Below are 24587 nucleotides of genomic sequence, written 5' to 3'. Positions count from 1 at the left end.
TGATGAGCTCGATCCCCATGGGCGTTGGTACCGCAAAAGCCGGTGATTGGCGAAATCGGCGCTCGGAGCGTCCGTCCGACCGCTTTCCGGGAGAGGATGCCGGCAGGCAGGTGAGGGGCAGCGCCGACCTTGCTAAATCGTCGCCAAGACATATCGGCGTCCCGCTGGTCACTCTGCTCCTCGCCATCCTCTTCCTGGTCCTGCCGGCGCTTGCCGCCCGCGCCATGGAGATCCAGTCCGTCACCTCGTCGAAAGGCGTCACGGCCTGGCTGGTGGAGGATTATTCCGTACCGGTCGTCGCCGTTCGTTTCGTCTTCGGCGGCGGCTCGACGCAGGACCCGGTGGGCAAGGAAGGTCTGGCCAATCTGATGACTGGCCTGTTCGATGAGGGCGCCGGGCCTCTCGATTCGGAAGCCTTCCAGATCAAGCTCGACGATGCCGGAGCCGAGATGAGCTTCGACGAGACCCGCGACGGCATCTATGGTTCGATGCGCATGCTGGCCGAGCAGCGCGACCAGGCGTTCGACCTGTTGCGGCTGGCGGTCAACGAGCCGCGCTTTGACCAGGCGCCGATCGACCGCATCCGCGCCCAGATCCTGTCCGGCATCATCGCCAACGAGAACGACCCCGACACGGTGGCGCAGAACAAATGGGCGCGCGCCATCTATGGCGACCATCCCTATTCGCGCTCGGTCCAGGGCACCAGGGGGAGCATCGCGGCCATCACGCAGGATGATCTGAAGGCCCTGCACAAGGCGATGTTCGCCCGCAGCGGCCTGCATATCGCAGTGGTCGGCGCCATCGACGCCGAGACGCTGAAGAAGAAGCTCGACATGGTGTTCGGTGACCTGCCGCAGAACCAGGCGCTGGCGCCTGTCGCCGATATCGAGCCCAACCTGGCGCAGCATCTGGAAGTCAATTACGACTTGCCGCAGACCTCGCTGCAGCTCGCCTGGCCCGGCGTGAAGCGCAAGTCGGCGGATTTCTTCCCGGCGGTGCTGATGAACGAGATCCTCGGCGGTGGCACCTTCACCTCGCGCCTGTTCCAGGAGGTGCGCGAAAAGCGCGGGCTGGCCTATGGCGTCAATTCCTCGCTGGTCAACCAGGACCATGCCAACGCGCTGGTTGTCACCACCGGAACGCGCTCCGACCGCGCGGCCGAGACGCTCGGTATCGTGCGCGATGTCGTCAAGCAGCTGGCCGAGAACGGCCCGACCGAGGCAGAACTCGCGGCGACCAAGAAATACCTGATTGGCGCCTATGCTATCAACAATCTGGACTCATCGAGTTCCATCGCCGCGACGCTGGTCGAATTGCAGCTCGACGATCTCGGCATCGACTACATGCAGCGCCGCGCCGGCTACATCAACGCGGTGACGCTCGACCAGGTCAAGGCGGCGGCGAAAAAGCTGCTGACAGCCGAGCCGACCATCATGGTGGTCGGACCTCGGCTGGCGGGGGCCGGCAAGGGATGAGCCCGACCTTCGGCATAGCTTTCGGCGGCGGCGGCGCGCGCGGGCTGGCGCATATTCATGTCATCGAAGTGCTGGACGAACTCGGTATCAAGCCGGTGGCGATCGCCGGTTCATCGATCGGTGCCATCATGGGCGCCGGCATGGCCGCGGGCATGACCGGCAAGGATATCCACGACTATGCACGCTCGATCCTCGGCCGGCGCGCCGAGGTGGCGAGCCGCATGTGGCGCGCTCGTCCGGGCACGATCGCCGAAGCCATGCAGAACGGCATCCGTGTCAGCCAGTTCAATGTCGAGCGAATCCTGAAGGCGTTTCTGCCCGAGGCCATCCCCGAAACCTTCGCCGAGCTGAAAATTCCGCTGAAGGTGACGGCGACCGATTACTTCGGCCACAAGCTGGCGGTGTTCGCGGATGGCGACCTGCATTCCGCACTGGCCGCTTCGGCCGCCATTCCCGCCGTGTTCCGCCCGGTGATGCGCGACGGCAGGCTGCTGATCGATGGCGGCATCTACAATCCCGTGCCATTCGACCTGATCGAGAACGACGCCGACATCATCATCGGCGTCGACGTCGTCGGCGCGCCGGAAGAGGTCGACCGCAAGCGGCCCACCTCCGTCGACCTGATGTTCGGCGCCACGCAGCTGATGATGCAGTCGATCATCGCCAACAAGCTGAAACAATGCCGCCCCGACATACTGGTCCGCCCGGCAGTATCGAAATACCGCGTACTCGATTTCCTGAAGATCGACGCCCTGATGAACGAGACGGCTGATATCAAGGATCAACTCAAGCGGGAGCTGGAGAGAGTGGTGGAGGCGCGTGAAAAGCGTGTCATCGGCTCGAAACGACAACCGTCTTCGAGCCGACGCCTTGCACGCTGAAATAGTCGCGTGCACCGGCGGGTGCCGAACTGGCAACTTTTCCTTCTGCCCCGTCAGGCCGAGATCGGTTGCTCGGTCATCTGGCTGCCGAGATTGGTGAAGAACTGGCCGGCAAGCTTGCGCGAGGTCGAATCGATCAGCCGGCTGCCGAGTTGGGCGATCTTGCCGCCGACATCGGCCTTGACCGTGTAGGAGAGGATCGTGGCATTTGGCCCATCCTCGGCCAGCGAGACATCGGCCCCGCCCTTGGCGAAGCCGGCAATGCCGCCCTTGCCCTCTCCGGAGATCGTGTAGGAGTGCGGCGGGTTGAGATTGGTCAGTTCCACCGTACCTTCGAAACGCGCCTTGATCGGTCCGACCCGCAGCACGACGGTCGCGGTCATGTCGGTATCCGACGTCTTCTCCAGCGTCTCGCAGCCCGGAATGCAGGCACGCAGCGTCTCCGGATCGTTCAGCGCCCGCCATACCGCGTCGATTGGCGCTTCGATGCGCTCTTGCCCGTTCATATCCATCGTCTATGCCTTTTCTGCTGCGGATTGATGTGCCGCCGTGCTGCGCTGTCCTTCGCGGCGGCGTTGTGTGATTTCGGCGAGGATCGACAGGGCGATCTCCTCGGGCGTGATGGCGCCGAGGTCGAGACCGGCCGGCGCCTTGATGCCATCCAGCGCCGCAGGCGAGATGCTGTCGGCGGCCAGTTTTTCGCGCAACGCCGCGATCTTGCGGCGGCTGCCGACGAAGCCGCGGTAGTCGGCATCCATGCCGAGCGCCGCTTTCAGTGCCGCCTCATCGCCTTTGCCTTGCGTGGAAACGACGACGAAGCGTCTTGCGCCATGATGTGCTTCGATCCGAAATCCGTCGACGAGCAGATCCGCGTCGGGCATGGCGGACAGGTCCGCCATCGGCGATGCCAGCGTGACGTGGTAGCCGAGAGGCCTCGCCTGCTCGATCAGTGCCAGCGCCACCGGGCTGGAACCCAGCACGACAAGCGACGGGCGCGGCAGCACCGGCTCCACGAAGATGTCCATCGTGCCCTTGGACGGGCACATGTTCTTGGCGAATTCTATCCCGTCACGATCGTCACCCGCATGCACGCCCAGTTCCTCCAGAAGATTTTCCGGTTGAATCGAGATCAGCCGCGACTGCCCGTCGGTCAGCGCCTCGCGCGCCGCCTTGAGCGTGGCCCCGCGCGCGCAGCCGCCACCGATCCAGCCGGCCTCGATGCGGCCGTCCGGACGGATCACGGCCTTGGCGCCCGCCTTGGCCGCCGTCACCGACACGGTGCGCACCACGGTGGCGAGCACAAAGGGCTCTTCGGCCGCCTTCAGGCGGGATACGATATCGAGCACATCGACATGGGCGTTCATGGCAAAACCTCCCGTCTCCGTCACAGTTTGCTCAAATAGGGTTCGAGCGCGGCCAGGCTCTTCAGCGTATGCGCCGGCGCGAACAGATCGACATGCGGCAGCGCTGCCTTGATGCCGGCGGCCTCCGGCGCGTAGCCCTCCCAGCCCATCATCGGGTTCAGCCAGACGATGCGCCGGCAGCGTCGCCCAAGCTGCTCCATCTCGCGGCCGAGCAGGGCTGCGTCGCCGGTTTCGTAGCCGTCCGAGACGATCATCACGCAGGTGCGTGAATGGATGACGCGGGCGGCGTGCCAGCGGTTGAAGGTCTGCAGGCTCTCTCCGATCCTCGTGCCGCCACCAGCGCCTTGGGCCATCATCGACAGACGGTCGAGCGCGCGCGCCGCATCCTTCTCCCTCATGGCGTCGGAGACATGGGCAAGCCTGGTGTGGAACAGGAAGGCCTCGGCTTCGCGGAAGGCGTCGAGGGCGCCGTGGATGAACCGCAGGAAGGCGCCGGTATACATGCTCATCGAACCCGAAGCGTCGAGCAGGATCACCAGCCGCAGCGGCTTTTGCTTGCGCTGTCGCCTGACCAGGCTGACCGGCACGCCGCCATGGCTGATGTTGCGATGTATGGTGCGCCTGAGGTCCAGCCGGTAGCCACGCCGACGCGCGAGGTCGCGCCGCGTCAGCCGTGTGCGCATGACACGCGCCAACCGTTCGGCGACGGCATGCGCCTCGGCGATGTCGGCGGGGTCGGAGAGTTTGCGGAAATCGGTTTCGGCGATGGTTTCCGTCCGCGACGCGCCCTCGGCGCGTCCTTCGCCGGATCGTTCCTCGACGCCCACCTCGCCGCCGGAGGCGATCTGGTCGAACGCCTCGCCACCTTTCTGCTTGTCCGGGCCGTCCTGAAGCGATTTCACCGACGGATGGTCGGCGTTGGCGGGCCTGCCTGAAGCGGCAATGCGCGAACGCACGCGCTTCTTCAGCCAGAACGCATCGAAGATGCCGTCGAATTTCTCCCAGTCGGCCTTGCGGGCCGAGAACAGATGCTTGAAGGCCGAGCGCAGCAGGCCGGGCTTTTTCCCATAGCCAGCGGCAAGCAGCGCCGCGGCATCCTGGCCTTCTCGCGCGCCCACCGCGAAGGCGGCGCCGCGCAGCGTGGCAAGGAAGGCCGAGAGTTTGCGAGAGACGAGGCGCGAGACCTCGTCCATCTCGTCGAGGCTCGGAGGGGTGCCGCAGCAACTCATGCCACTCTTCCCAATATGCGCTGCGTGACCTGGCGCGTCATGCGCGCGCAGTCTTCCCGGGTTTTCAGCAGGCAGATCAGCGTCTCGTGCACGTTTTCGGACTTCTCGTGCAAGTCCGTCACATCGAGGCCGACAAGTGCCGCGGCCCAGTCGAGCGTTTCCGCGATGCCCGGCACCTTGCGCAATTCCTCCTTGCGGATGCTTTCGACCATGCGGGCGATCTGCAGCGAGAGCGCAGCGCCTGCCTGCGGGATTCGCGCCATGATGATGCGTGCCTCGCGATCGACGTCGGGATAGTCGACATAGTGGTAGAGGCAGCGCCGGCGCAGCGCATCGGACAGTTCGCGGGTGCCGTTCGAGGTCAGCACAACGTGCGGAACGGATATGGCCGTGATGGTGCCGAGCTCAGGGATCGAGACCTGAAAATCGGAAAGCAGTTCGAGAAGAAAAGCTTCGAATTCCTCGTCGGCGCGATCGACCTCGTCGATTAGCAGCACCGGCGGCTTTTTCCTCCGGATGGCGGCCAGCAACGGCCGCTCAAGCAGGTACTTTTCGGAGAATATCCTGTCCTCGATCGTGTCGGCGTTGCGGTTGGTGCCGGCCTTGTGCGCCTCGATGGCGAGCAACTGGCGCTGATAGTTCCACTCGTAGAGCGCCGCAGATTGGTCGAGGCCCTCGTAGCATTGCAGGCGGATCAGTTCCGTGTCGTGCACGAACGTCAGCGCCTTGGCGACCTCGGTCTTGCCGACGCCCGCCTCGCCCTCCAGCAGCAGCGGCCGCTTGAGCAACTGCATGATGCCGATGGCGGTCGCCAGTTCGGCGTCGGCAATGTAGCCTGCTGCGGCTAGGCGGCCGGCGATCTTGTCGAGGGGGAGGGCCATGGGAAGGACTATCCGACCGCCCCCAGTTGCTTCGCCACCCGCCAGTTGCGCCAGTAGTCATGCGGCATCTGGATGTGCGTGGAGCCGAGGAACGAGAAAGCGTCGTTGACGGCGTTGGAAAAGGCCGGCACGCCGCCGACATTGGGGCTTTCGCCGACGCCTTTGGCGCCGATCGGATGATGCGGCGACGGGGTCACGGTGAAGTCGGTTTCCCAGCGCGGTGTTTCGACCGCGGTCGGAATGAAGAAATCCATGAACGAGCCGGTGGTGACGTTGCCGGCCTCGTCATAGGCAATCTCCTGGCCCATGGCGATGGCGAAGGCCTCGGTCAGTCCGCCATGCACCTGGCCCTCGATGATCATCGGGTTGATGCGCGTGCCGCAATCGTCCAGCGCGTAGAAGCGGCGGACTTTGTAGACTCCCGTATCCACGTCGATATCCATGACGCAGATATAGGCCCCGAACGGATAGGTCATGTTGGGAGGATCGTAGTAGCTCACCGCTTCCAGCCCCGGCTCCATGCCGGGCGGTGGGGAATTGTAGGCGATCCAGCAGATATCCTTCATGCCGAGGAATTTCTCCGGCAGTCCCTTTACCCGGAAGCCGTCGATGTCCCATTCGAGATCGTCTTCATGGACCTCGAGCTTGTAGGCGGCGATCATCTGTGCCTTGGCCTTGATCTTGCGCGCGGCCATGGCGATGGCGGCGCCCGCCACCGGCGTCGAGCGCGAGCCGTAGGTGCCCAGTCCGTAAGGCGCGGTGTCGGTATTGCCTTCCTCGACCATGATGTCGTCGGCCGGAATGCCGATCTCGGTCGCGATGATCTGCGCCCACGTCGTCTCGTGGCCCTGGCCCTGGCTCTTGGTCCCGACCCGCGCGATGCCGGCGCCGGTCGGGTGCAGCCTGATCTCGCAGGAATCGAACATGGCGATGCCGAGGATGTCGCAGTTCTTCGAGGGGCCGGCGCCGACGATCTCGGTGAAGAAGGAGACACCGAGGCCCATGATCTCGCGCGTCTCGCCGCGCTTGAACGCTGCGCGCCTGGCGGCCTGTTCCTTGCGCAGCCCGGCGTAGTCGACCGTCTCCATCATCTTCTTCATGGCGGTGTGGTAGTCGCCGGAATCATATTCCCAGCCGAGCGCGGAATGGTATGGGAACTGCTCAGGCTTGATGAAGTTCTTGAGCCGCAGCTCCGCCGGGTCCATGCCGAGCTTCTGGGCAAGGATATCCATGCCCCGCTCGATGCAGTAGGCGGCTTCCGTCACCCGGAACGAGCAGCGATAGGCGACACCGCCCGGCGCCTTGTTGGTGTAGACTCCGTCGACTGCCAGATGCGCCACCGGGAAGTCGTAGGAACCCGTGACGATGTTGAAGAAACCGGCGGGCCATTTCGACGGATCGGCGCAGGCGTCGAAGGCGCCGTGATCGGCCAGCACGTGGACGCGCAGGCCGGTGACCTTGCCTTCCTTGGTCGCCGCGATCTCCGTCGTCATGTGGTAGTCGCGGGCAAAGGAGGTCGCCGTCAGGTTCTCGATACGGTCCTCGACCCATTTGACAGGTTTGCCCGTCACGATCGATGCCACCGCCGCGCAGATATAGCCGGGATAGGCGCCGACCTTGTTGCCGAAGCCGCCGCCTATGTCGGGCGCGATGACATGGATCTTGTGTTCCGGAATCTTGGCGATCAGCGCCACCACGGTGCGGATGACGTGCGGCGCCTGGAACGTGCCGTAGATGGTCAGTTCGCCCTTCACCTTGTCGAAGGAGCAGAGGCACTGGCAGGTTTCGAGCGGCGACGGGTGGGTGCGATGGTAGGAGATCATCTCCTTGATCGTCACCTCCGCCTTGCGGAAGGCGGCGTCGGTGAGATCCTTGTCGCCCACCGTCCATTCGAAGATATGGTTGTGGTGCTTGCGCGGGCCATGCGCACCGGTCGTCTTGCCGGCAAGATCCTCGCGCAATACTGGCGCATCAGGGTCCATCGCCTTGAACGGATCGACCAGCGGCGGCAACGCCTCATACTCGACCTCCACGGCATTGATGCCGTCATCGGCGGTGTAGCGGTCGGTGGCGACGACGAAAGCGACTTCCTGATTCTGGAACAGGACCTTGCCGTCGGCCAGCACCATCTGCACATCGCCCGCCAGCGTCGGCATCCAGGCCAAATTCACGGTCTTCAGCGTCTCCGCCGTAATCACGGCGAGCACGCCGGGGATTTTGAGCGCCTTCTCGGCGTTGATCGACTTGACGCGGGCATGGGCGTGCGGCGAGCGCACGAAGTCGCCATGCAGCATGCCGGGCAGCTTGATGTCGTCGACATAATTGCCCCGGCCTTGCGTGAAGCGGATATCCTCGACCCGCTTCCTCTTGCAGCCCATGCCTTCCAATTTCGCTTCGCGCTGTTCGCGCGTCGGGGTCATGTCGTTCATTCCGCTGCCTCCTGGAATTCCGTGCCGTTGATCTTGGCGGCCGCGTACTGGATTGCCCTGACGATGTTCTGGTAGCCGGTGCAGCGGCACAGATTGCCTGCGATGCCGAAACGGATTTCTTCTTCAGTGGGGTTCGGGTTCTCCTGCAGAAGCCGGTGCGCGCGCACGATCATACCCGGTGTGCAAAAGCCGCATTGCAGTCCGTGCATCTGCCTGAAGCCTTCCTGCAATGCCGCCAGCGTGCCGTCCGCGTTGGCGATGCCCTCCACCGTGGTGATCTCGGCGCCGTCGGCTTGCACGGCAAAGATCGTGCAGCTCTTCACCGACATGCCGTTGAGATCCACCGTACAGGCGCCGCAATGCGTCGTCTCGCACCCGATATGGGTTCCAGTGAGTTGCAGGTTTTCGCGGATGAAATGAACGAGCAGGGTACGTGGCTCGACGAGGCCGTCGACCTCGACACCGTTCACCTTCATGCTGACCTGGGTTTTCCTTGCCTGGGTTGCCATCTCCGGTCTCCTCCTCAGGCCGCCTTGGCCGCGGCGCGTTTCAACGCCCGCTGGACCAGGATGCCGCCGACATGTTTCCTGTATTCGGCCGGCCCCCTGCCGTCGCCGGCAGGCTCCATCACCGCCTCCGCCGCCTCGGCCGATCTCTTCAAGGCAGCGTCGTCGAGGCTGGTGCCGATGACCGCCTGTGCGGCGTCCTCGGCCAGCAGCGGGGTCTCCGACAGGTTGGTGAGCCCGATCACGCAGGTCGCGACCTTGCCGCCGCTCATGGTCAGCACCACGGCGGCCGCGGCGGTCGCATAGTCGCCGATCTTGCGTTTCAGCTTCTCGTAGGCGTAGCCATGGCCGACCGGCGGTACGGGGACCGACACCGAGGTCAGTATTTCGCCGGGTTCGAGCGCGGTGAAATAGGCGCCCTGGTAGAACTCCCGTGCGGCCACAGTGCGGATGCCGTCGGGACCTTCCAATAGGTAGTCGGCGCCGAGCGCCATCATCAGCGCCGGCATGTCGTTGCCGGGGTCGCCATTGGCGACATTGCCGCCGATGGTGCCGCGATAGCGCACCTGCGGGTCGGCGATCAGCAGCGCCGTCTCATGCAGGACCGGCAGGGAGGATGCGATCACGTCCGAGGCGAGCAGGTCGTGCTGGGTGGTCATGGCGCCGATGACGATGCGGTCGCCATCGCGTCTGATACCCTTGAGGCCATCTATGCCATGGAGGTCGATCAGATGGTCGGGCGTCGCGAGCCTGAGTTTCATCATCGGGATCAGGCTGTGGCCGCCCGCCAGCGGCCGCGCCTCCTCACCAAGGTTGGCGAGCAGCTTGATCGCATCGGCGACGCTCGCGGGGCGGTGATAGCTGAAAGGTCCTGGAATCATGTCGGTCTATCCTCCCTCGAGCCGGAACTCGGATGCGGTTCCGGTCACGAATAATCTGGTGGGAAGGCTGTTCCCGCTGTCCGGCATGCGCAAGACATGCGGGCTTCAGGCGTCACGAAGAGCGCGGAAAGGCACGAAATGCGGTAAAATCCGCACGAATTGCGTCAGTCATCGTGACCTATGCCGGGGAGGTGGTCAGGTGGCGCGTCGGATCAGGCCTAGCCGCGCCCTGAGTTCGGCGATCTTGGCACGGCTCACCGGCACAAGATGCGGCACGACGCCGTCGAGTTCCACCACGGCGCCGTCTCCCTCCTTGCGGATCATCGTGACGTGCGGGATCGAGACAATATGACTGCGGTGGACGCGGATAAAGGTGGCGGGATCGAGCTGCGTTTCGGCCTGCGAGATCGCCCATGGACACATGCGTTCGCGATTGCCGTCATGGACGAGCGTGTAGTGGGCGTCCGCCTTGACGCTGCGGATCTCTCCAACATCGATGAAATGTGTGCCGTCGCTGCCCTCGACGGGCAGTCGCGTCGCGGCGGCGATACGCGGTTGTCCGAGTCCTTGCAGCGGCAAATGCCGTTGCGCCTGCAGGCCCGTCAGGTCGAAACCGTTTCCCTCGGGTCTCATGCTTTCCGCGGCATCGAAATCCTGCCCATCGGCCGCGCCGGACGCGACCGAAACGCGAGCGCGCGGCTCGGGGACGAGGAACAGCAGAAAGCCTGCGACGATCAGGAAGCACAGAAGCGAGACGATCAAGGACAGGACCTGCGGCGAGGCGATGAGGCCGTCCGAGCCGTGGTCGAGAGCCGGCGCCGGCACGAAGCGCATACCGTACATGGCAGTGTAATGCATGCCGGAAACCGCAACCCCGAAAGCCGCCGCGCTGAGCGCCAGGCGCCTGCCGACATGACGCGCCAGGAACACGCGCAGGCCGCCATAGGCCGTACCGACAGCGATCAGCACCGCCATCAGCACCATGGCGCGCTCGTGCTCGACGCGGAAGGCGCCGGCCAGGCCGTGTATGCCGACATAATGCATCGACACGATACCGGCTCCGAGCAACAGCGCCGACGCCATGACACGGCTATCCGAGGGCTCGCCCACCGAGACGAAGAACAGCGACACGCCGACGACGAGGGCGCAGATCAGGAAGGAGACGATGGTCGGCAGGACGAGATAGACGGTGTCGCTGGGAAGCGGTGCCGCCAGCACGCCGACGAAGTGCATGGTCCAGATACCAACCGCCAGGAAAAAGGCCGCGCCGGCGAGCAAAAACCTGCGCCCGGCACCGGCGGTACCGCGCACGCGGGCTGCGAGCCCGAAACCTGTGTATCCTCCCAGGATCGCGATCACCACCGAGAGCGCGACCAGATAGGGGTTATGCCCTACGAACATCTCGGCACTGGGCCCGCGAGACATCCACCTGTCCGCGCACCTTCTCCCGAGGGATAGTTTACATCCGAAGGCCCTATTTGCAATGCGGCTGTCGGCCAGATTCCAGCAGTCGCCGCGTCAGTGAGCGCAACAAATTTCCAAGCTTGGCGGCATAGGATGCCAGGCCGTCACAAGACGTGCTCTGGCGCAGGCCTAGTCCTTCGCACGCTCCACATAGGACCCATCGGCGGTCATCACCACCACGCGGGTGCCTGGCGCGATGTGCGGCGGCACGGCGGTGCGCACGCCGTTGGAGAGCACGGCGGGCTTGTAGGAGGACGACGCCGTCTGCCCCTTGGTCGTCGGCTCCGTTTCGACCACTTCGAAGGTGGCGCGCTGCGGCAGCACCAGGGCGATTGCGATGCCGTTGAACTGCGAGACCTGCACCGGCATGCCTTCCTGCAGATAGGGGGCGGCGTCGCCGACCACGGCTTCGGTCACCGTCACCTGGTCATAGGTCTCCGGGTTCATGAAGTGATAGCCTTCGCCGTCGGCGTAGAGGAAGGTGTGCTCGCGCTCTTCGACATAGGCGCGCTCCACCTGCTCGGTGGTGCGGTAGCGCTCCGACACCTTCACCCCGTCGCCGATGCGGCGCATGTCGAGCTGCGTCACTGGCGTGCCCTTGCCTGGGTGGATGTTTTCGGCAAAGAGGATCACATAAAGCTTGCCGTCCTTGTCGACGACATTGCCTTTGCGGAGCGAACTGGCGATGACTTTCACCACGGTTTTAAATCCTGCGAGAGTTGACGGGCGTTTGCCGGCTTGTGCGGCGCTGGTAGCGCATCTTGGCGCGAACCGCCAGCCCCCGCCGCAAACTGACATGGCCCGCACCAGCACGCCTTCAATCCGCTCATGACCGCCGCTTCACCCTGGTGGATGCCTGACGTTCACGCTGACCGCCGGCCGCGCCTGCTGCTGCGCAATGGCCTGGCGGCTGCCCTGCGCGACTGGTTTGCCCGCAACGGTTTCATCGAGGTGGAAACATCGGCCTTGCAGGTCTCGCCCGGCAACGAGGCGCATCTGGCGGCTTTCGCCACGGAAGCGGTCGGCCCGGATGGCGTTCGCTCGCCGCTTTATCTCCACACCTCGCCGGAATTCGCCTGCAAGAAGCTGCTCGCCGCCGGCGAGGTCAGGATCTTCAGCCTGGGTCCGGTCTACCGTAATCGCGAACGCGGCCCCTTGCACCATCCCGAGTTCACCATGCTCGAATGGTACCGGGTGGGCGAGACCTATGAGAGCCTGATGCGTGATTGCGCCGATCTGCTGGCGCTGGCCGCGACGAGGGCGGGGGCGACGCGCTTTTCTTTCCGGGGCCGTGACTGCGATCCGTTCGCCGAGCCCGAACGGCTGACGGTGGCGGATGCCTTTACTCGCCATGCCGGCATCGATTTGCTGGCCACCGTCGCCGCCGATGGCGGCACCGACCGGCACGCGCTTTACGCCGCCTTGACCAAGGCCGGCCTGCGAACCGCACCTGACGACAGCTGGGCCGACCTGTTCAGCCGGGTGATGGTGGAAAAGATCGAGCCGTTCCTGGGGCAGGGGCGCGCGACCATCCTGTGCGAGTATCCGGTCGCCGAGGCGGCGCTGGCGCGGCCAAGCCCGCGCGATCCCCGCGTCGCCGAGCGCTTCGAACTCTATTGCTGCGGCGTCGAGCTCGCCAACGGTTTTGGCGAACTGACCGATGCTGAAGAGCAGCGTCGGCGCTTCATCCTCGAGATGGACGAGAAAGAGCGCATTTATGGCGAACGTTACCCGCTGGACGACGATTTTCTCGCCGCCCTTGCCATCATGCCGCAGGCCAGCGGCATCGCGCTCGGCTTCGACCGGCTGGCGATGCTGGCGACCGGTGCCCGGAAGATCGAGGATGTGATCTGGACGCCCGTGGCGGAGCCGTGAACCGGTCAGCCACCGACTTTGCCCTTGATCCGCCCGCCAAGAAGCCGGCGTCGGCACCTGCAATCGATCCACTGATTCCGGCCTTCGCCATTGCACAAGCCGGATTGGAACAATAGATGGTGGGCGGCGGCCATGGGCTGGCCGTAGCAGCAGGATCACAGGCATGACCGATACGCTTGATGCAGCAAAGTTGACCGACCGTGTCGCGGCCTTGGTCGAAGCTGCCAAAAAGGCTGGCGCCGATGCCGCTGACGCGGTTGCCGTGCGCGGCCGCTCGACCGGAGTTTCAGTGCGGCTCGGCAAGGTCGAGGGCACGGAATCATCCGAGAGCGAGGATGTCGCGCTGCGCGTCTTTATCGGCAAGCGGGTGGCGAGTGTCTCGGCCACCGCTGCGTCCGACCCGTCAGCGCTTGCCGAGCGAGCCGTTGCCATGGCGAAGGTCTCGCCCGAGGACCCCTATCAGGGGCTGGCCGATCCGGCGCTGCTGGCAAGGCAAACGCGCGATCTCGACCTGTTCGATGCCACCGAAGTGTCCGCTGACCAATTGAAGGAAGCAGCCCTTGCGGCGGATGAGGCAGCGCTTGCCGTCAAGGGCGTGACCAATTCGGCCGGGGCCAGCGCCAGTGCGGGTCTTGGCGGCCTGGTGCTGGCCACCTCGCACGGGTTCCTTGGCCACTATGTCGGCTCGCGTTTCTCGCGCTCGGCCAGCGTCATCGCCGGCGAAGGCACCGGCATGGAGCGCGACTATGAATTCTCCTCGCGCCAGCATTTTGCCGATCTCGACGCGCCGACGGATATCGGCCGCAAGGCCGGCGAGCGCGCCGTGCGCCGCCTTGGCGCGCGCAAGGCGGCGACCGGGCCGGTCGACGTGGTGTTCGATCCGCGCGTGGCGCGTGGCATCGCCGGCCATATTGCCGGTGCCATCAACGGCGCCTCCGTCGCGCGCAAGACATCGTTCCTACGCGACATGATGGGCAAGCAGGTTGCCGCATCCGCGATCACGGTCACCGACGAGCCGCTCAGGCCGCGTGGCCAGGCCTCGCGTCCCTTCGACGGTGAGGGCGTCGAAGGCGAAAAGCTTCTCATGATCGAGAAGGGTGTGCTCAACCACTGGTTCCTGTCGACTTCGGCGGCGCGCGAACTGGGACTGATCACCAACGGGCGCGGATCGCGCAGCGGCTCTTCCGTTTCGCCGTCCTCCACCAATCTCGCCATCGAACCGGGCGAGCGCTCGCCCGAAGATCTGATCAAGTCGCTCAAGACCGGTTTCTATGTCACCGAAGTGTTTGGCCAGGGTGTCGACATGGTGACGGGCGAATACAGCCGCGGCGCTTCCGGTTTCTGGATCGAGAATGGCGAACTGGCCTATCCGGTCGCCGAAGTCACCATCGCCTCCAACCTGAAGACGATGTTCCTCAACATGGTGCCGGCTGATGACCTCGACCGTAATTTCGGCACCGCCGCACCGACGCTCCTGATCGAAGGCATGACCCTTGCCGGAGCCTGAGCTGACCACCGCCGGTGCCCCTTCCGACGCCGCTGGGGATCTGCTGCTGCTGCAGGATGCCGCCCGCGAGGCGGGTCTCATCGCCATGCAGTACTTCGGCAACAGCCCGCAAGTCTGGATGAAGGGCGGCACCTCGCCGGTCAGCGAAGCCGATCATGCCGCGGACGCCTATCTGCGCCGCACCCTGCTGGCGGCGCGGCCGGACTATGGCTGGCTGTCGGAAGAGACGGTCGACGATGCGGCGCGGCTTTCGGCGCGCCGCACCTTCGTCGTCGATCCTATCGACGGCACGCGCGGCTTCCTGGAAGGCCAGCGCACCTGGTGCGTCAGCGTCGCCGTCGTCGAGCAGGGCCGCACGCTCGCCGGCGTGCTCGAATGCCCGGCAATGGACGAGACCTACTGGGCGCTGCCCGGCCAGGGCGCGTTCCGCAACGGCAAGCGCATCGCGGTGCGGGCGCTTGGCGACAAGGCCGAGATATCAGGGTTGAAGCAGTTGATCGACCTGGTGCCGGCCGGCTGGCAGAAGCGACTGACACGGGCGCCCTACAGCCCATCGCTTGCCTATCGCCTGGCAATGATCGCCAACGGCACGCTCGACGCCACCTTCGTCAAGCCGAACGCGCATGACTGGGACATCGCCGCCGCCGATCTCATCCTGCGCGAGGCCGGCGGCCGCTTGCTCGACCCGAATGGCCGCGCGCCGCTCTATGCCGGTGAGGTGACCCGCCACGGCGCGCTCGCCGCCGGCAGCGGTGAATTGCTGGCGGTGCTCGTCAACGTCATCGCCGGGCTGGATGCGTGAAAGCATTTTCGAAGGTTCCAAAGTCGGCGGCTTTGGTCTAGACCTGTCACAAACTCACAATATGTGAAGGACCGACATGACCGCGGAAGACGGTAAGAAACAGCTTTTGCATCTGGTGTTCGGCGGCGAACTGAAGAAACTTGGGGGTACCGAGTTCCGCGATCTCGATGGGCTCGACATTGTCGGCATCTATCCAGACTATCAATCCGCGCACACAGCGTGGAAAGCCAAGGCGCAAGCCAGCGTGGACAATGCCCATATGCGTTATTTCGTCGTTCATCTGCACCGCCTGCTGGATCCCGACAGCAAGGACGCCGGTTGACTTCGATGGAGCAGGACCTGGCGAAAGGGCCAGCCAGCGACGCCGCGCCCAAGGGCAGGGGCGGCAGCCGCACGACCAAGACCTTCTGGCGCAAGATACGCGAACCGCTCGCGCAGTCGCGATTCGTCAAGAACGCCATTGCCAGCCTGCTCGCCCAGTTCGTGCGCCTGGTTCGCCTGACCAGCCCGCTGGTCGCCGGATCGGCGCGCTTTTCGGGCGGTGCCTACGCCGAATTCGAGCCCGGCATCATCGCTTTGTGGCACGGCCAGCATCTTTTGACGCCGGCCTATTATCCGAAGCGCAAGCCGCTGGTCGCCATGGTGTCGCGCAGCGCCGATGCCGAGCTCAACGCGCTCATGCTGGAGAAATTCGGCATTGAGGCGGTGCGCGGTTCGGGCGGGCGTGACAATGCCAGGCATCTCGACAAGGGCGGGGCCAAGGCCTTGATCGCCCTCAAAAAGTCGCTCACGGCTGGCAAGAACGTCGCCATGATTGCAGACATTCCACACGGCACGCCGCGCGACGCAGGGCTCGGCATCGTTCTCCTGGCGCGCCTCTCGGGCCGGCCGCTCCTGCCTGTCGCCATTGCCACCAGCCGCCGCAAGGTGCTTGAAAAAAGCTGGGACAAGACCACCATCAACCTGCCATTCGGCCGTTCCGCTGTGACCATCGGCGAGCCGATCTTTGTGGCGGCGGACGCCGATGACGCCGAAATGGAGCGCAAGCGCCAGGAAGTCACGACCGCTCTCAACGCCGCGACCGCCGAGGCCTACCGTCTCGTGGATGGCCGGCGATGAGTGGCCGCTGGGCGCGCGCCATGCTGGGGGCATACCGTTTCGCAGGTGCCGCGGCCTATCCGCTGGTCGGACCGTATGTCGCCTGGCGCACCTCGCGCGGCAAGGAAGACCGCAACCGCCGCCGCGAGCGCTACGGCGTCGCGGGGCGTCCTCGCCCCGAAGGGCCTGTTATCTGGATCCATGCCGCGAGCGTCGGCGAAACCATAGCCGTCGTGCCCCTGGTCGAAAGCATTCTCGACTATGGCGTCAACATCGTGCTGACGACCGGCACCGTGACATCGGCCCAGGTTGCCGACGAGCGGCTTGGCGACCGCATCATCCACCAATATGTGCCGCTCGACCTGAAGCCGGCGGTCAGCCGCTTCCTCGATCACTGGCGGCCGGATCTGGCGATCATCGCCGAATCGGAAATCTGGCCGATGACCATCCTCGAGCTTGGCGCGCGCCATGTGCCGCAGGTGCTGGTCAATGGCAGGCTTTCCGACCGCTCCTTCAGCTCCTGGAAAAAGCGCGCCAACATCGCCGAGGCGCTGTTTGAGAACCTTGCCCATGTCGTTGCCCAGTCGGATGTCGACGGCGAGCGTTTCCGCGCGCTGGGTGCCCGGCCGGTCACTGTGTCGGGCAACCTGAAGGTCGACACCAATCCGCCCCCGGTCGACGAACGGGCACTGGCCACCTTGCAGCGGCAGATCGGTGGCCGCCCGACCTGGGCGGCGATCTCGACCCATGATGGCGAGGAAGTGGTCGCGGCGGAGGTCCACGCCACGCTGCACAAGCGCCACCACGGCCTGCTGACCATAGTCGTGCCGCGCCATCCCGATCGTGCCGAGGCCCTTGCCGCGCAGATTTCGGGCATGGGGCTGAAGATCGCGCGGCGCAGCAAGGGCGATCGCATAGGACCCGACACCGATATCCTGCTCGGCGATACGATCGGCGAGATGGGGCTCTATCTCCGGTTGACCGAGATCGCCTTCGTCGGCCGTTCGCTGACCTCCGAGGGCGGGCAGAATCCGCTCGAACCGGCCATGCTCGACACCGCGGTTCTTGCCGGCCGCAATGTACAGAATTTTCGCGAAGCCTATCAGCGGCTGATCGACAGCGGCGGCGCCAAGCTGGTGCGCGATCGCGACATGCTGGCCGGCGCCGTCAACTTCCTTTTGACCAACGAAGTGGCGCGCCATGAGATGATGGCGGCAGGGGTAGCGACTGTCGATGAGATGCGCGGCGCGCTGGCGCGCACGCTGAAATCGCTCGAACCCTATATCCAGCCGCTGGTCGTCAAGTCGCGCCTGAAGGGCGCGAACGGGCGTTAAGGTGGCCTCCGAAGCACCACCATTCTGGTGGCAAGAGCCGGACTGGAAAGTTCTGGCGCTGTCGCCGCTGTCGGCCGTCTATGCGCTCGTCGCCGGCCGCGGCATGCGGCGGGCCCGGCGCGAGAAGATCAAGGCGCCGGTTCTGTGCGTCGGCAATTTCACCGTTGGCGGCACCGGCAAGACGCCGGTCGCCATCGCGCTCGCCGAACAGGCCAGGCGCATGCGGCTAAAGCCCGGTTTCCTGTCGCGTGGCCATGGCGGCTCCTTCGCCGAACCGCATGTCGTTGATATCAGTCATGACAGCGCCAGGCATGTTGGCGACGAGCCGCTGCTATTGGCCGAACACGCGCCGGTGGCTGTGACGCCGAACCGCGCCGCCGGCGCTCGGCTGCTGCTGGAAAGGCATGGCTGCGATTTCCTCATCATGGATGACGGGTTTCAAAGCGCGCGCATCCATATCGATTATGCGCTGGTCGTCGTCGACGCCCGCTACGGGATCGGCAATGGCCGTGTCATTCCGGGCGGCCCGCTCAGGGCCAGGGTCGTCGATCAGTTGGTCTTCACCAGTGGCTTGCTGAAGATGGGTGAGGGCACCGCCGCCGACGCCGTGGTGCGCCAGGCGGCCCGCGCCGGCCGGCCGATCTTCGAGGCCCATACGGAGCCCAGCAGCAAGATAGGGCTTGCCGGCAAGCGCTTCCTGGCCTTCGCCGGCATCGGCCATCCCGACAAATTCTTCGACACGGTACGCGAGGCCGGCGGCGAGGTGGTTCTTTCAAAGCCCTTTCCGGACCATCATTTCTACGCCGAGGACGAGCTTGCCGAACTGGCGGCGACGGCACGCACCGAAGGCCTCGGCCTCATCACCACCGCCAAGGACGCCGCCCGATTGCGTCACGGCGCCCCGCAGGGCTTTCTCGACGGTCTCGACGTGCTGGAAATCGACACGGTTTTCGAGCTTGACCACGTGCCTGAGCGCATCATCGAGGAAACGCTCGATGCCTGGCGGCAACGCAAGCTTAGAGGCTAGAGAAATTCCAGGAAAAGTGTGAAGCGGTTTTCCTACAGGAATTGCGTCAAACAAAGAGCTGGAACGGTTAGGCGTTTCTGTGAAACGATGAACCGTTCTAGCTTCGCTTGCGCAGCTCCGGATGCGCTTCGATTTCGCGGCGCAGCGAGGCGGCGGCGTTGACGTAGGGCTCCTGCCTGGCGACGCTCCAGTATTTCAGCTCATCCAATGGGATGCTTTCCCCGGTCACGGCACAGCGCACGAACGAGCCGGGGCTGGTGACCTGGAAATCGCCATCGAGGTAGCGGATGCGGGCTTCCTTGCCGCCCGGGCCTTCGAAACGGTTCATCATGCGGTGGTGCCGAGGTTCATGGAGATTTCATCGCCACAAATCTCCGGCCAGGTCAAGCTCGCGACAAGCCTCGGACAATGCTGAGGCGCTACGAGAGGCCGAAAAGCGCTTTTATCGGGGGCATGATGGATATTTCTTCCGCCCGCCTGGCTTCCTTGCTCAAGGAGGCGATGACGCCGCAACCCGTGCCGTTGGCAAAGGCAGATCCTGTCAGGACAGCCCTGGTCAGGGAGCTGGTCCAGCCCCCGGCGCCCTCCCTGTTCGCGGAACGTACGGCGCCGGCCCTGTTGGCAATGCCGGCGGCGCCGATGGCCGTCAAATCGCAGCAGATTGCGTCGGCCGGCATCGTTGAGGCCTATCAGGCCCAGATCGAGACGAGGGACGAGGCGGCGTTGGCAACGGTCGTGGCCAGGAAAGCGGCGCCGCAAACCGAAACGCAGCGAGGCGCCATGCCACCCACGGCAACCGCCAATGACAACGCTCCCGCCAGGGCCGCGGGAGTGTCCTTGCTGTCGTTTATCCCACCGCAGGTTCCGGTCCCGAAAAACGCAGCCGCCCTGGGTACACCGGCGGGACAGCGAAGGCCGGGCAATCAATCCCGTGGTGCGGCGCCGAACCCCGAGCGCCTGCTGGTGAGAATAGGCTTTGTTTCTATCATGACCGGCTTATTGGCAACCGTGATCTTCGGGTTCGTTCTGTTGCTGCTTCACTGAGTTGCGAAGCGGTTGACGGGTTGGCCGGCCTGGAGGCCTATCGATCCGCCTCGATAAACGCTTCGATCTTCTCGGGCGCTAATCCAGCCTGCTGCGCGATGCGGCGCGCGAGATCGGCCGCGGCCGTGCGTGGCCGTCCTATTGGCCGGTCTAGCCAGTAGGACACCGGATTGAGCGCGGTGCGCTCTTCGACCGCGGCGATGCGGCCCGATTTCAGCTGATGCCCGGTCAGCGGGGGACGTGCCAATGCGATGCCGAGCCCGTAGGCGGCGGCGTCCAGAACCAGATTATAGTCCTCGAAGCGCCGGTCCTGCGGACGCGGACGATAGTCCATACCTTGTGCCGCGAACCAGGCGCGCCAGCCCGAGGCGTCGGAATCGTTGATCAGAGGGAATTTGAGCAGCCGGGCCGGGTCGCCGCGGCCGATCTCGCGTGCAAGCTCCGGCGAGGCGACAGGGAAGACATGCTCCTCGAAAAGTTTCACCGAGACGCGGCCCGGAATGCCGCCGCGGCCGCAACGGATCGACAGATCGATGCCTTCATCGGCAAGGTCGGCCTGGCGGATGTCGACATCGAGCACGATGCGCAGCTTGGTGGGATTGTTCTCCAGGGCCGCCATGCGTGGCATCAGCCACAGCCCGCTCACCGAGGGGATCGAGGTCAGCCGCACCACTGCGGTGCCGCGCGGCTCGACCCAGCGGTCGGAATGGGTCGATATCAGCGCGAAAGCCTCGGACGTGCGCAGATGCAGCCGGTTGCCTTCGATCGTCAGCGTCACCCCGCGCGCGCCGCGATCGAACACCTTCAGCCCCAGCCAGTCCTCGAGCTTGGCGATCTGCCGGCTGACCGCGCCATGGGTGATGTTGAGCTTTTCGGCCGCCGCCGAAAAACTGCCTGTCCGCGCCGCCGCATCGAAGGCACGCAGGGTTTCGAGCGGCACCATTGTGTCTGAGCTGTGATCCATAGTCACAGGTGATCCTCGATTTGGTCGTTTGTCAACAAGCGGGAAAGGGCGTTTTGTGGCTCTCAGGACGAAGAACACGAGGACAGTGAGATGAGCGCGATGGCGGGCACGTTGAATCAGACACAGCGGATGGACACCACGGCCGCCATCGCCGTGGCGTTGACGGTTGTCGGCTGGGCGTCCGCCTTTCCGGCGATCCGTGCCGGCCTTGCCGCCTTCCAGCCGCTGGAGCTTGGTGCCCTGCGCTTTGCCATCGCCGCGGTGCCGGCGGCGATCTTCCTTGCGGTCAAGCGCCCGGCTCTGCCCAGGGTCGGCGAATTGTGGCGCTTCGCCTTTGGCGGCGCCATTTTCGTCTCGCTCTATACTGCGATGCTCAATTTCGGCGAACTGACCGTCTCGGCGGGAGCCGCCGGCTTCATCATCAATGTCAGCCCGATCTTCACCGCCATCATGGCGATGGCGCTGCTGGGCGAGCGTTTTTCGCGTCTGGCCTGGCTTGGCACCGCGATTTCCTTCGCCGGCATTGGCATCATCGCCGTGGCCGACGGCCATGGCTTGCACTTCAATGCCGGCGCACTGCTGGTGCTCGGCTCCGCGCTCTGCTCGGCCGTCAACACCATCGTCCAGAAGCCGTTGTTTGCCCGCCACCATCCGCTGACCATCGCGGCGTCCAACATGGTGCTCGGCGCGCTCTGCCTTGCACCCTTCCTGCCCGCCGCTTTCCAGCAGGCGGCTGCCGCCAACACCGCGGGTCTCGGCGCCGTCATCTATCTCGGCATCGTGCCGAGCCTGATCGCCTACGCGGCCTGGGCGACGGCCCTGTCGCGCCTGCCGGCGGCGCGTGCATCGAACTTTCTCTACCTGGTCTCGCCCATGTCCGCCCTGATCGGTTTCTTCTGGTTGGGCGAAGTGCCGACGCTGCTCGGCCTCCTCGGCGGCGCGCTGGCGCTGGGCGGCGTCATCGTGGTGAATTTGAAGAGGTAAAACAGAAGGTTGGAGGCGTTTGCGGACTCAAACCCGAAACCGTATCCGCCAGCGTGCAGACACCCAGAGGAAGGGCCGTTATGGTGAGCCGCTTTCACTGGGGGACGGCATGGGAAAACTGCTCATATCGGCGCTCTTTTGCGTTTTGTTACTGACCGGGGAAGCCGTCGCAGGCTGGTATCAGGTCGAAAACTACGAAGGAACCATCGGGCCTGATCCGATTCATTTGTCGCTGCAGAGATATGACAGTTTTGGCAGCGGCATTACCGTCGAGGGAACTTACTTCCGCGACACAGAACAGAGGCCGACCGCACTGTATGGCACCGTCAACGGCACCAAAGTCTCGCTTTGCGAGATCGCGGATGACAAGGAATTCTATCGGGTCATGGTGATGGGGTCAAAGACGCCAGTCGACACCGCCGGATGCCCGATCGTCCTTGATGTTAACGCGGACGGCGCGACGGGAAGCTTGAGCAAGGGCGCCGACAGGTTGCCCGTCATTCTCAAGAAGGTCGCGAGCCTTGATGACACCGGCGACGCAAAGATCGTCGGCACCGTGGAGATTCCCTTCTGGGCCGAGACCGCCGCCGACAGGTTTGCCGGCGTTTATGCGAACACCAGCGCCAGCATTTGCATGACGAAAATGCAGGTGATCAAAAAGAGCACCGGCAAGGTCGTCCAGCAAATCCGCTTCGATGACGATGATTGCAATGCGGGCATGCTGATGACGCCCATCTACATGAACGTCCAGAAGTCGGTGGAGCACGGCAAGGACGTCATTTCCGTGAATTTTCGCGGTGGCGGCGCGGGCTACACGACGGACTACGTCTTCAATCGCGCGACCAGGAAATATCAGAAAAAGAAATGACGCGGGGCATCGGGCCTTGGTGTTGGCGGTCGGAGGGCACACCTACCGCCGCCCGAACAGCCGCTCGATATCCGCCAGCTTGAGCTCGATATAGGTCGGGCGGCCATGGTTGCACGTGCCCGAACCCGGCGTCGCCTCCATCTGGCGCAGCAGCGCGTTCATCTCCTCGGCCTTGAGCAGCCGGCCGGAACGCACCGAGCCGTGGCAGGCCATGGTGGCGGCGATCTTGTCCAACCGTTCTCTTAGCGTTTCGACCGTGTCATTGTCGGCGATCTCGTCGGCGAGATCACGCACCAATTGCGGGACATTGGTTTCGCCAAGCATCGATGGCGTCTCGCGCACGGCGACGGCGCCCGGGCCGAAACGCTCAATGCCAAGGCCGAAGCGAGCCAATGTTTCAGAATGCATGGCGAGCCGCTCGGCATCCTCTTCGGGCAGATCGATGATTTCCGGCAGGAGCAGCATCTGCGAAGGCACGGGGCGCGAATGCAGGGCGTTCTTCAGGGCTTCGTAAACCAGCCGCTCATGCGCCGCGTGCTGGTCGACGATGACGAGCGAATCCCTGGTCTGGGCAACGATGTAGTTCTCGTGCACCTGGGCGCGCGCGGCACCCAGCACCGTGCCAAGCAGCGTCTCCGCCGCCTCACTCTGCCCGGCGCGCGCATCGGCGCTGGAAAGCGGACCGGTATCGAACGCGGCCTGGCCGGGTTCACCAAAGCCGCCATGCCTTGTGCCGGCGCGTTCAAAGCCAGAGCCTTCGAATTGCATGTCGAGCGGCCGCTGCGGCGAGCGTGAGGGATCGAAACCGGCGGAGCCGGATGCACGGAAAGCCGCTTCGTAGCTGCGATGGCCGTTGGCCGGGCCGCCATGATTGTAGGGAGCGGCGCCCGGCCGGAACGCCGCCATCATGCCGGCGGCTCCGGTCGTGGCTGAGCGGATGCCGGCGTCCGCCAGAGCCTGGCGGATGGCGCCGACGATCAGCCCGCGCACCAGGCCTGGATCGCGGAAGCGAACATCGGCCTTGGCCGGGTGGACATTGACGTCGACGATGGCCGGATCGAGCGAAAGGAACAGCACCGTTACGGCGTGGCGGTCGCGCGGCAGCACATCGGCGAAGGCGCCGCGGATGGCGCCGGCGATCAGCTTGTCGCGCACGGGCCTGCCGTTGACATAGGCATATTGCTGCAGCGCATTGGCGCGGGTGAAGGACGGGATCGACACATGGCCGGTCAGATGCACGCCTTCGCGCATCGCGTCGATGGCAATGGAATTGTCGGGAAATTCGCTCCCCATCACCTGGGCGACGCGACGCAGGCTGCCTTCCGGACTGTCATCGGTCGCCGGCAATTCCAGCGTCGAGCGGTCGGAACCGGCCAGCGTGAACCGCACGGCCGGAAAGGCGATGGCGATGCGCTTGACGACATCGCTGGTCGCCGAGCTTTCGGCGCGCTCGCCTTTCATGAATTTCAGCCTCGCCGGCGTGGCGAAGAACAGGTCGCGCACCTCGACCGTGGTTCCCCGATTGGCGGCCGCCGGCTTGACGGGCAGGACGCGGCCGCCCTCGATGCCGATTTCGGCGGCGCTGTCACTCAATGCCGTGCGCGAGCGGATCGACAGCCGCGACACCGAGCCGATCGACGGCAACGCTTCGCCGCGAAAGCCGAGCGAGCGGATGTCGTTGATATCCTCGGCGAGCTTGGAGGTGCAGTGGCGGGCAATCGCCAGCGCCAGCTCCCGTTGGGGGATGCCGGAACCGTCATCCGTGACGCGGATCAGGTTCAGCCCGCCGCCTGCCGTGACGATTTCGACGCGCGAAGCACCGGCATCGAGCGCGTTCTCGACCAGTTCCTTGACCACGCTTGCCGGACGCTCGATGACTTCGCCGGCGGCGATCTGGTTGATCATCGTTTCGGAAAGCTGGCGAATGGGCATGGGGCACTATAGGCGGATTCGGGCTTCGCGGGAGAGGCAGAA

The 24587-nt window shown here is 64.8% G+C and carries 24 protein-coding genes; 12 read left to right on the top strand and 12 right to left on the bottom strand.

Annotation, left to right across the window (positions count from 1 at the left end):
* Positions 1 to 2 precede the first annotated feature (2 nt).
* Positions 3 to 1475, top strand: a complete 1473-nt coding sequence (locus EB231_RS24200; protein ID WP_246740707.1) for a M16 family metallopeptidase — start codon at positions 3 to 5, stop codon at positions 1473 to 1475.
* The gene (locus tag EB231_RS24195; RefSeq protein WP_172351035.1) at positions 1472 to 2356 is read left to right on the top strand and encodes a patatin-like phospholipase family protein; all 885 of its coding nucleotides are present in this window, start codon (positions 1472 to 1474) and stop codon (positions 2354 to 2356) included. Before EB231_RS24200 ends, EB231_RS24195 begins: the two co-directional genes overlap by 4 nt.
* Before the next feature lie 53 nt (positions 2357 to 2409).
* Here EB231_RS24195 and EB231_RS24190 read toward each other — a convergent pair whose 3' ends face one another.
* The 9 genes from EB231_RS24190 to efp form a co-directional block, all read right to left on the bottom strand.
* Positions 2410 to 2868 carry an SRPBCC family protein gene (locus EB231_RS24190; protein ID WP_172351034.1) on the bottom strand — a complete coding sequence of 153 codons (459 nt, stop codon included), beginning with the start codon at positions 2866 to 2868 and terminating at the stop codon, positions 2410 to 2412.
* A 3-nt stretch (positions 2869 to 2871) separates the two neighbouring features.
* Positions 2872 to 3720 carry an XdhC family protein gene (locus EB231_RS24185; protein WP_172351033.1) on the bottom strand — a complete coding sequence of 283 codons (849 nt, stop codon included), beginning with the start codon at positions 3718 to 3720 and terminating at the stop codon, positions 2872 to 2874.
* Between the two features lie 20 nt (positions 3721 to 3740).
* On the bottom strand, positions 3741 to 4949 hold the full coding sequence (locus EB231_RS24180; RefSeq protein ID WP_172351032.1) for a vWA domain-containing protein: 1209 nt from the start codon (positions 4947 to 4949) through the stop codon (positions 3741 to 3743).
* On the bottom strand, positions 4946 to 5830 hold the full coding sequence (locus EB231_RS24175) for an AAA family ATPase (protein ID WP_172351031.1): 885 nt from the start codon (positions 5828 to 5830) through the stop codon (positions 4946 to 4948). The genes EB231_RS24180 and EB231_RS24175 overlap by 4 nt, the downstream gene beginning before the upstream one ends.
* A gap of 8 nt (positions 5831 to 5838) precedes the next feature.
* On the bottom strand, positions 5839 to 8259 hold the full coding sequence (locus EB231_RS24170) for an aerobic carbon-monoxide dehydrogenase large subunit (protein ID WP_172351030.1): 2421 nt from the start codon (positions 8257 to 8259) through the stop codon (positions 5839 to 5841).
* The gene (locus tag EB231_RS24165) at positions 8256 to 8768 is read right to left on the bottom strand and encodes a (2Fe-2S)-binding protein (protein ID WP_172351029.1); all 513 of its coding nucleotides are present in this window, start codon (positions 8766 to 8768) and stop codon (positions 8256 to 8258) included. Before EB231_RS24165 ends, EB231_RS24170 begins: the two co-directional genes overlap by 4 nt.
* 14 nt (positions 8769 to 8782) lie before the next feature.
* Positions 8783 to 9646 carry an FAD binding domain-containing protein gene (locus EB231_RS24160; RefSeq protein WP_172351028.1) on the bottom strand — a complete coding sequence of 288 codons (864 nt, stop codon included), beginning with the start codon at positions 9644 to 9646 and terminating at the stop codon, positions 8783 to 8785.
* A gap of 195 nt (positions 9647 to 9841) precedes the next feature.
* Positions 9842 to 11047, bottom strand: a complete 1206-nt coding sequence (locus EB231_RS24155) for an MHYT domain-containing protein (RefSeq protein ID WP_172353001.1) — start codon at positions 11045 to 11047, stop codon at positions 9842 to 9844.
* Between the two features lie 192 nt (positions 11048 to 11239).
* Positions 11240 to 11809 carry an elongation factor P gene (gene efp, locus EB231_RS24150; RefSeq protein WP_206681856.1) on the bottom strand — a complete coding sequence of 190 codons (570 nt, stop codon included), beginning with the start codon at positions 11807 to 11809 and terminating at the stop codon, positions 11240 to 11242.
* 129 nt (positions 11810 to 11938) lie between these two features.
* Here efp and epmA point away from each other — a divergent pair, with 129 nt between their 5' ends.
* The 7 genes from epmA (at position 11939) to lpxK (ending at position 18753) form a co-directional block, all read left to right on the top strand.
* The gene (gene epmA, locus EB231_RS24145) at positions 11939 to 12985 is read left to right on the top strand and encodes an EF-P lysine aminoacylase EpmA (protein ID WP_172351027.1); all 1047 of its coding nucleotides are present in this window, start codon (positions 11939 to 11941) and stop codon (positions 12983 to 12985) included.
* Positions 12986 to 13148: 163 nt separating this feature from the next.
* Positions 13149 to 14492 (top strand): TldD/PmbA family protein, encoded by a 1344-nt coding sequence (locus EB231_RS24140; RefSeq protein WP_172351026.1) that lies wholly within the window; start codon positions 13149 to 13151, stop codon positions 14490 to 14492.
* The gene (locus EB231_RS24135; RefSeq protein WP_172351025.1) at positions 14479 to 15294 is read left to right on the top strand and encodes a 3'(2'),5'-bisphosphate nucleotidase CysQ; all 816 of its coding nucleotides are present in this window, start codon (positions 14479 to 14481) and stop codon (positions 15292 to 15294) included. The genes EB231_RS24140 and EB231_RS24135 overlap by 14 nt, the downstream gene beginning before the upstream one ends.
* A gap of 76 nt (positions 15295 to 15370) precedes the next feature.
* A complete protein-coding gene (locus tag EB231_RS24130) occupies positions 15371 to 15616 on the top strand; it encodes a DUF4170 domain-containing protein (protein WP_056562882.1) in 246 nt (81 codons plus the stop codon).
* A 5-nt stretch (positions 15617 to 15621) separates the two neighbouring features.
* Entirely contained in the window at positions 15622 to 16413 is a 792-nt protein-coding gene (locus EB231_RS24125; protein WP_172351024.1) for a lysophospholipid acyltransferase family protein, read from the top strand.
* The gene (waaA, locus tag EB231_RS24120) at positions 16410 to 17726 is read left to right on the top strand and encodes a lipid IV(A) 3-deoxy-D-manno-octulosonic acid transferase (protein WP_172351023.1); all 1317 of its coding nucleotides are present in this window, start codon (positions 16410 to 16412) and stop codon (positions 17724 to 17726) included. Before EB231_RS24125 ends, waaA begins: the two co-directional genes overlap by 4 nt.
* 1 nt (position 17727) lies before the next feature.
* On the top strand, positions 17728 to 18753 hold the full coding sequence (gene lpxK / locus EB231_RS24115; protein WP_172351022.1) for a tetraacyldisaccharide 4'-kinase: 1026 nt from the start codon (positions 17728 to 17730) through the stop codon (positions 18751 to 18753).
* A 97-nt stretch (positions 18754 to 18850) separates the two neighbouring features.
* Here the strand turns inward: lpxK and EB231_RS24110 are convergent, their stop codons facing one another.
* Positions 18851 to 19084 (bottom strand): DUF2093 domain-containing protein, encoded by a 234-nt coding sequence (locus tag EB231_RS24110; protein ID WP_172351021.1) that lies wholly within the window; start codon positions 19082 to 19084, stop codon positions 18851 to 18853.
* A 125-nt stretch (positions 19085 to 19209) separates the two neighbouring features.
* Here EB231_RS24110 and EB231_RS24105 point away from each other — a divergent pair, with 125 nt between their 5' ends.
* A complete protein-coding gene (locus tag EB231_RS24105; protein WP_172351020.1) occupies positions 19210 to 19797 on the top strand; it encodes a hypothetical protein in 588 nt (195 codons plus the stop codon).
* A gap of 37 nt (positions 19798 to 19834) precedes the next feature.
* Here EB231_RS24105 and EB231_RS24100 read toward each other — a convergent pair whose 3' ends face one another.
* Entirely contained in the window at positions 19835 to 20761 is a 927-nt protein-coding gene (locus EB231_RS24100) for a LysR substrate-binding domain-containing protein (protein WP_172351019.1), read from the bottom strand.
* A 90-nt stretch (positions 20762 to 20851) separates the two neighbouring features.
* Here EB231_RS24100 and EB231_RS24095 point away from each other — a divergent pair, with 90 nt between their 5' ends.
* Together EB231_RS24095 and EB231_RS24090 are read left to right on the top strand one after the other, a co-directional pair.
* On the top strand, positions 20852 to 21745 hold the full coding sequence (locus EB231_RS24095; RefSeq protein WP_172351018.1) for a DMT family transporter: 894 nt from the start codon (positions 20852 to 20854) through the stop codon (positions 21743 to 21745).
* A gap of 109 nt (positions 21746 to 21854) precedes the next feature.
* Positions 21855 to 22613 (top strand): hypothetical protein, encoded by a 759-nt coding sequence (locus EB231_RS24090; protein WP_172351017.1) that lies wholly within the window; start codon positions 21855 to 21857, stop codon positions 22611 to 22613.
* Positions 22614 to 22655: 42 nt separating this feature from the next.
* On the opposite strand, the gene mutL is transcribed toward EB231_RS24090, so the two are convergent.
* Positions 22656 to 24545 (bottom strand): DNA mismatch repair endonuclease MutL, encoded by a 1890-nt coding sequence (mutL, locus tag EB231_RS24085; RefSeq protein ID WP_172351016.1) that lies wholly within the window; start codon positions 24543 to 24545, stop codon positions 22656 to 22658.
* Between the last annotated feature and the right edge of the window lie 42 nt (positions 24546 to 24587).

Origin of the sequence: Mesorhizobium sp. NZP2298 (genome assembly GCF_013170825.1) — a bacterium.
Taxonomy (GTDB): Bacteria; Pseudomonadota; Alphaproteobacteria; order Rhizobiales; family Rhizobiaceae; genus Mesorhizobium.
The sequence above is the reverse complement of the archived record's forward strand: the minus strand, read 5'-3'. Positions and strand labels throughout refer to the sequence as shown.

Excerpts from the sequence above, each read along its gene's own strand:
- EB231_RS24160 (WP_172351028.1), bottom strand. The coding sequence starts at position 9,646 with ATGATTCCAGGACCTTTCAGCTATCACCGCCCCGCGAGCGTCGCCGAT.
- EB231_RS24175 (WP_172351031.1), bottom strand. The coding sequence starts at position 5,830 with ATGGCCCTCCCCCTCGACAAGATCGCCGGCCGCCTAGCCGCAGCAGGC.
- EB231_RS24165 (WP_172351029.1), bottom strand. The coding sequence starts at position 8,768 with ATGGCAACCCAGGCAAGGAAAACCCAGGTCAGCATGAAGGTGAACGGT.
- EB231_RS24110 (WP_172351021.1), bottom strand. The coding sequence starts at position 19,084 with ATGATGAACCGTTTCGAAGGCCCGGGCGGCAAGGAAGCCCGCATCCGC.
- EB231_RS24125 (WP_172351024.1), top strand. The coding sequence starts at position 15,622 with ATGGAGCAGGACCTGGCGAAAGGGCCAGCCAGCGACGCCGCGCCCAAG.
- EB231_RS24190 (WP_172351034.1), bottom strand. The coding sequence starts at position 2,868 with ATGGATATGAACGGGCAAGAGCGCATCGAAGCGCCAATCGACGCGGTA.
- EB231_RS24105 (WP_172351020.1), top strand. The coding sequence starts at position 19,210 with ATGGATATTTCTTCCGCCCGCCTGGCTTCCTTGCTCAAGGAGGCGATG.
- EB231_RS24090 (WP_172351017.1), top strand. The coding sequence starts at position 21,855 with ATGGGAAAACTGCTCATATCGGCGCTCTTTTGCGTTTTGTTACTGACC.
- EB231_RS24195 (WP_172351035.1), top strand. The coding sequence starts at position 1,472 with ATGAGCCCGACCTTCGGCATAGCTTTCGGCGGCGGCGGCGCGCGCGGG.
- EB231_RS24170 (WP_172351030.1), bottom strand. The coding sequence starts at position 8,259 with ATGAACGACATGACCCCGACGCGCGAACAGCGCGAAGCGAAATTGGAA.
- waaA (WP_172351023.1), top strand. The coding sequence starts at position 16,410 with ATGAGTGGCCGCTGGGCGCGCGCCATGCTGGGGGCATACCGTTTCGCA.
- epmA (WP_172351027.1), top strand. The coding sequence starts at position 11,939 with ATGACCGCCGCTTCACCCTGGTGGATGCCTGACGTTCACGCTGACCGC.
- EB231_RS24095 (WP_172351018.1), top strand. The coding sequence starts at position 20,852 with ATGAGCGCGATGGCGGGCACGTTGAATCAGACACAGCGGATGGACACC.
- EB231_RS24130 (WP_056562882.1), top strand. The coding sequence starts at position 15,371 with ATGACCGCGGAAGACGGTAAGAAACAGCTTTTGCATCTGGTGTTCGGC.
- EB231_RS24200 (WP_246740707.1), top strand. The coding sequence starts at position 3 with ATGAGCTCGATCCCCATGGGCGTTGGTACCGCAAAAGCCGGTGATTGG.
- EB231_RS24180 (WP_172351032.1), bottom strand. The coding sequence starts at position 4,949 with ATGAGTTGCTGCGGCACCCCTCCGAGCCTCGACGAGATGGACGAGGTC.
- EB231_RS24100 (WP_172351019.1), bottom strand. The coding sequence starts at position 20,761 with ATGGATCACAGCTCAGACACAATGGTGCCGCTCGAAACCCTGCGTGCC.
- mutL (WP_172351016.1), bottom strand. The coding sequence starts at position 24,545 with ATGCCCATTCGCCAGCTTTCCGAAACGATGATCAACCAGATCGCCGCC.
- EB231_RS24140 (WP_172351026.1), top strand. The coding sequence starts at position 13,149 with ATGACCGATACGCTTGATGCAGCAAAGTTGACCGACCGTGTCGCGGCC.
- EB231_RS24155 (WP_172353001.1), bottom strand. The coding sequence starts at position 11,047 with ATGTTCGTAGGGCATAACCCCTATCTGGTCGCGCTCTCGGTGGTGATC.
- EB231_RS24185 (WP_172351033.1), bottom strand. The coding sequence starts at position 3,720 with ATGAACGCCCATGTCGATGTGCTCGATATCGTATCCCGCCTGAAGGCG.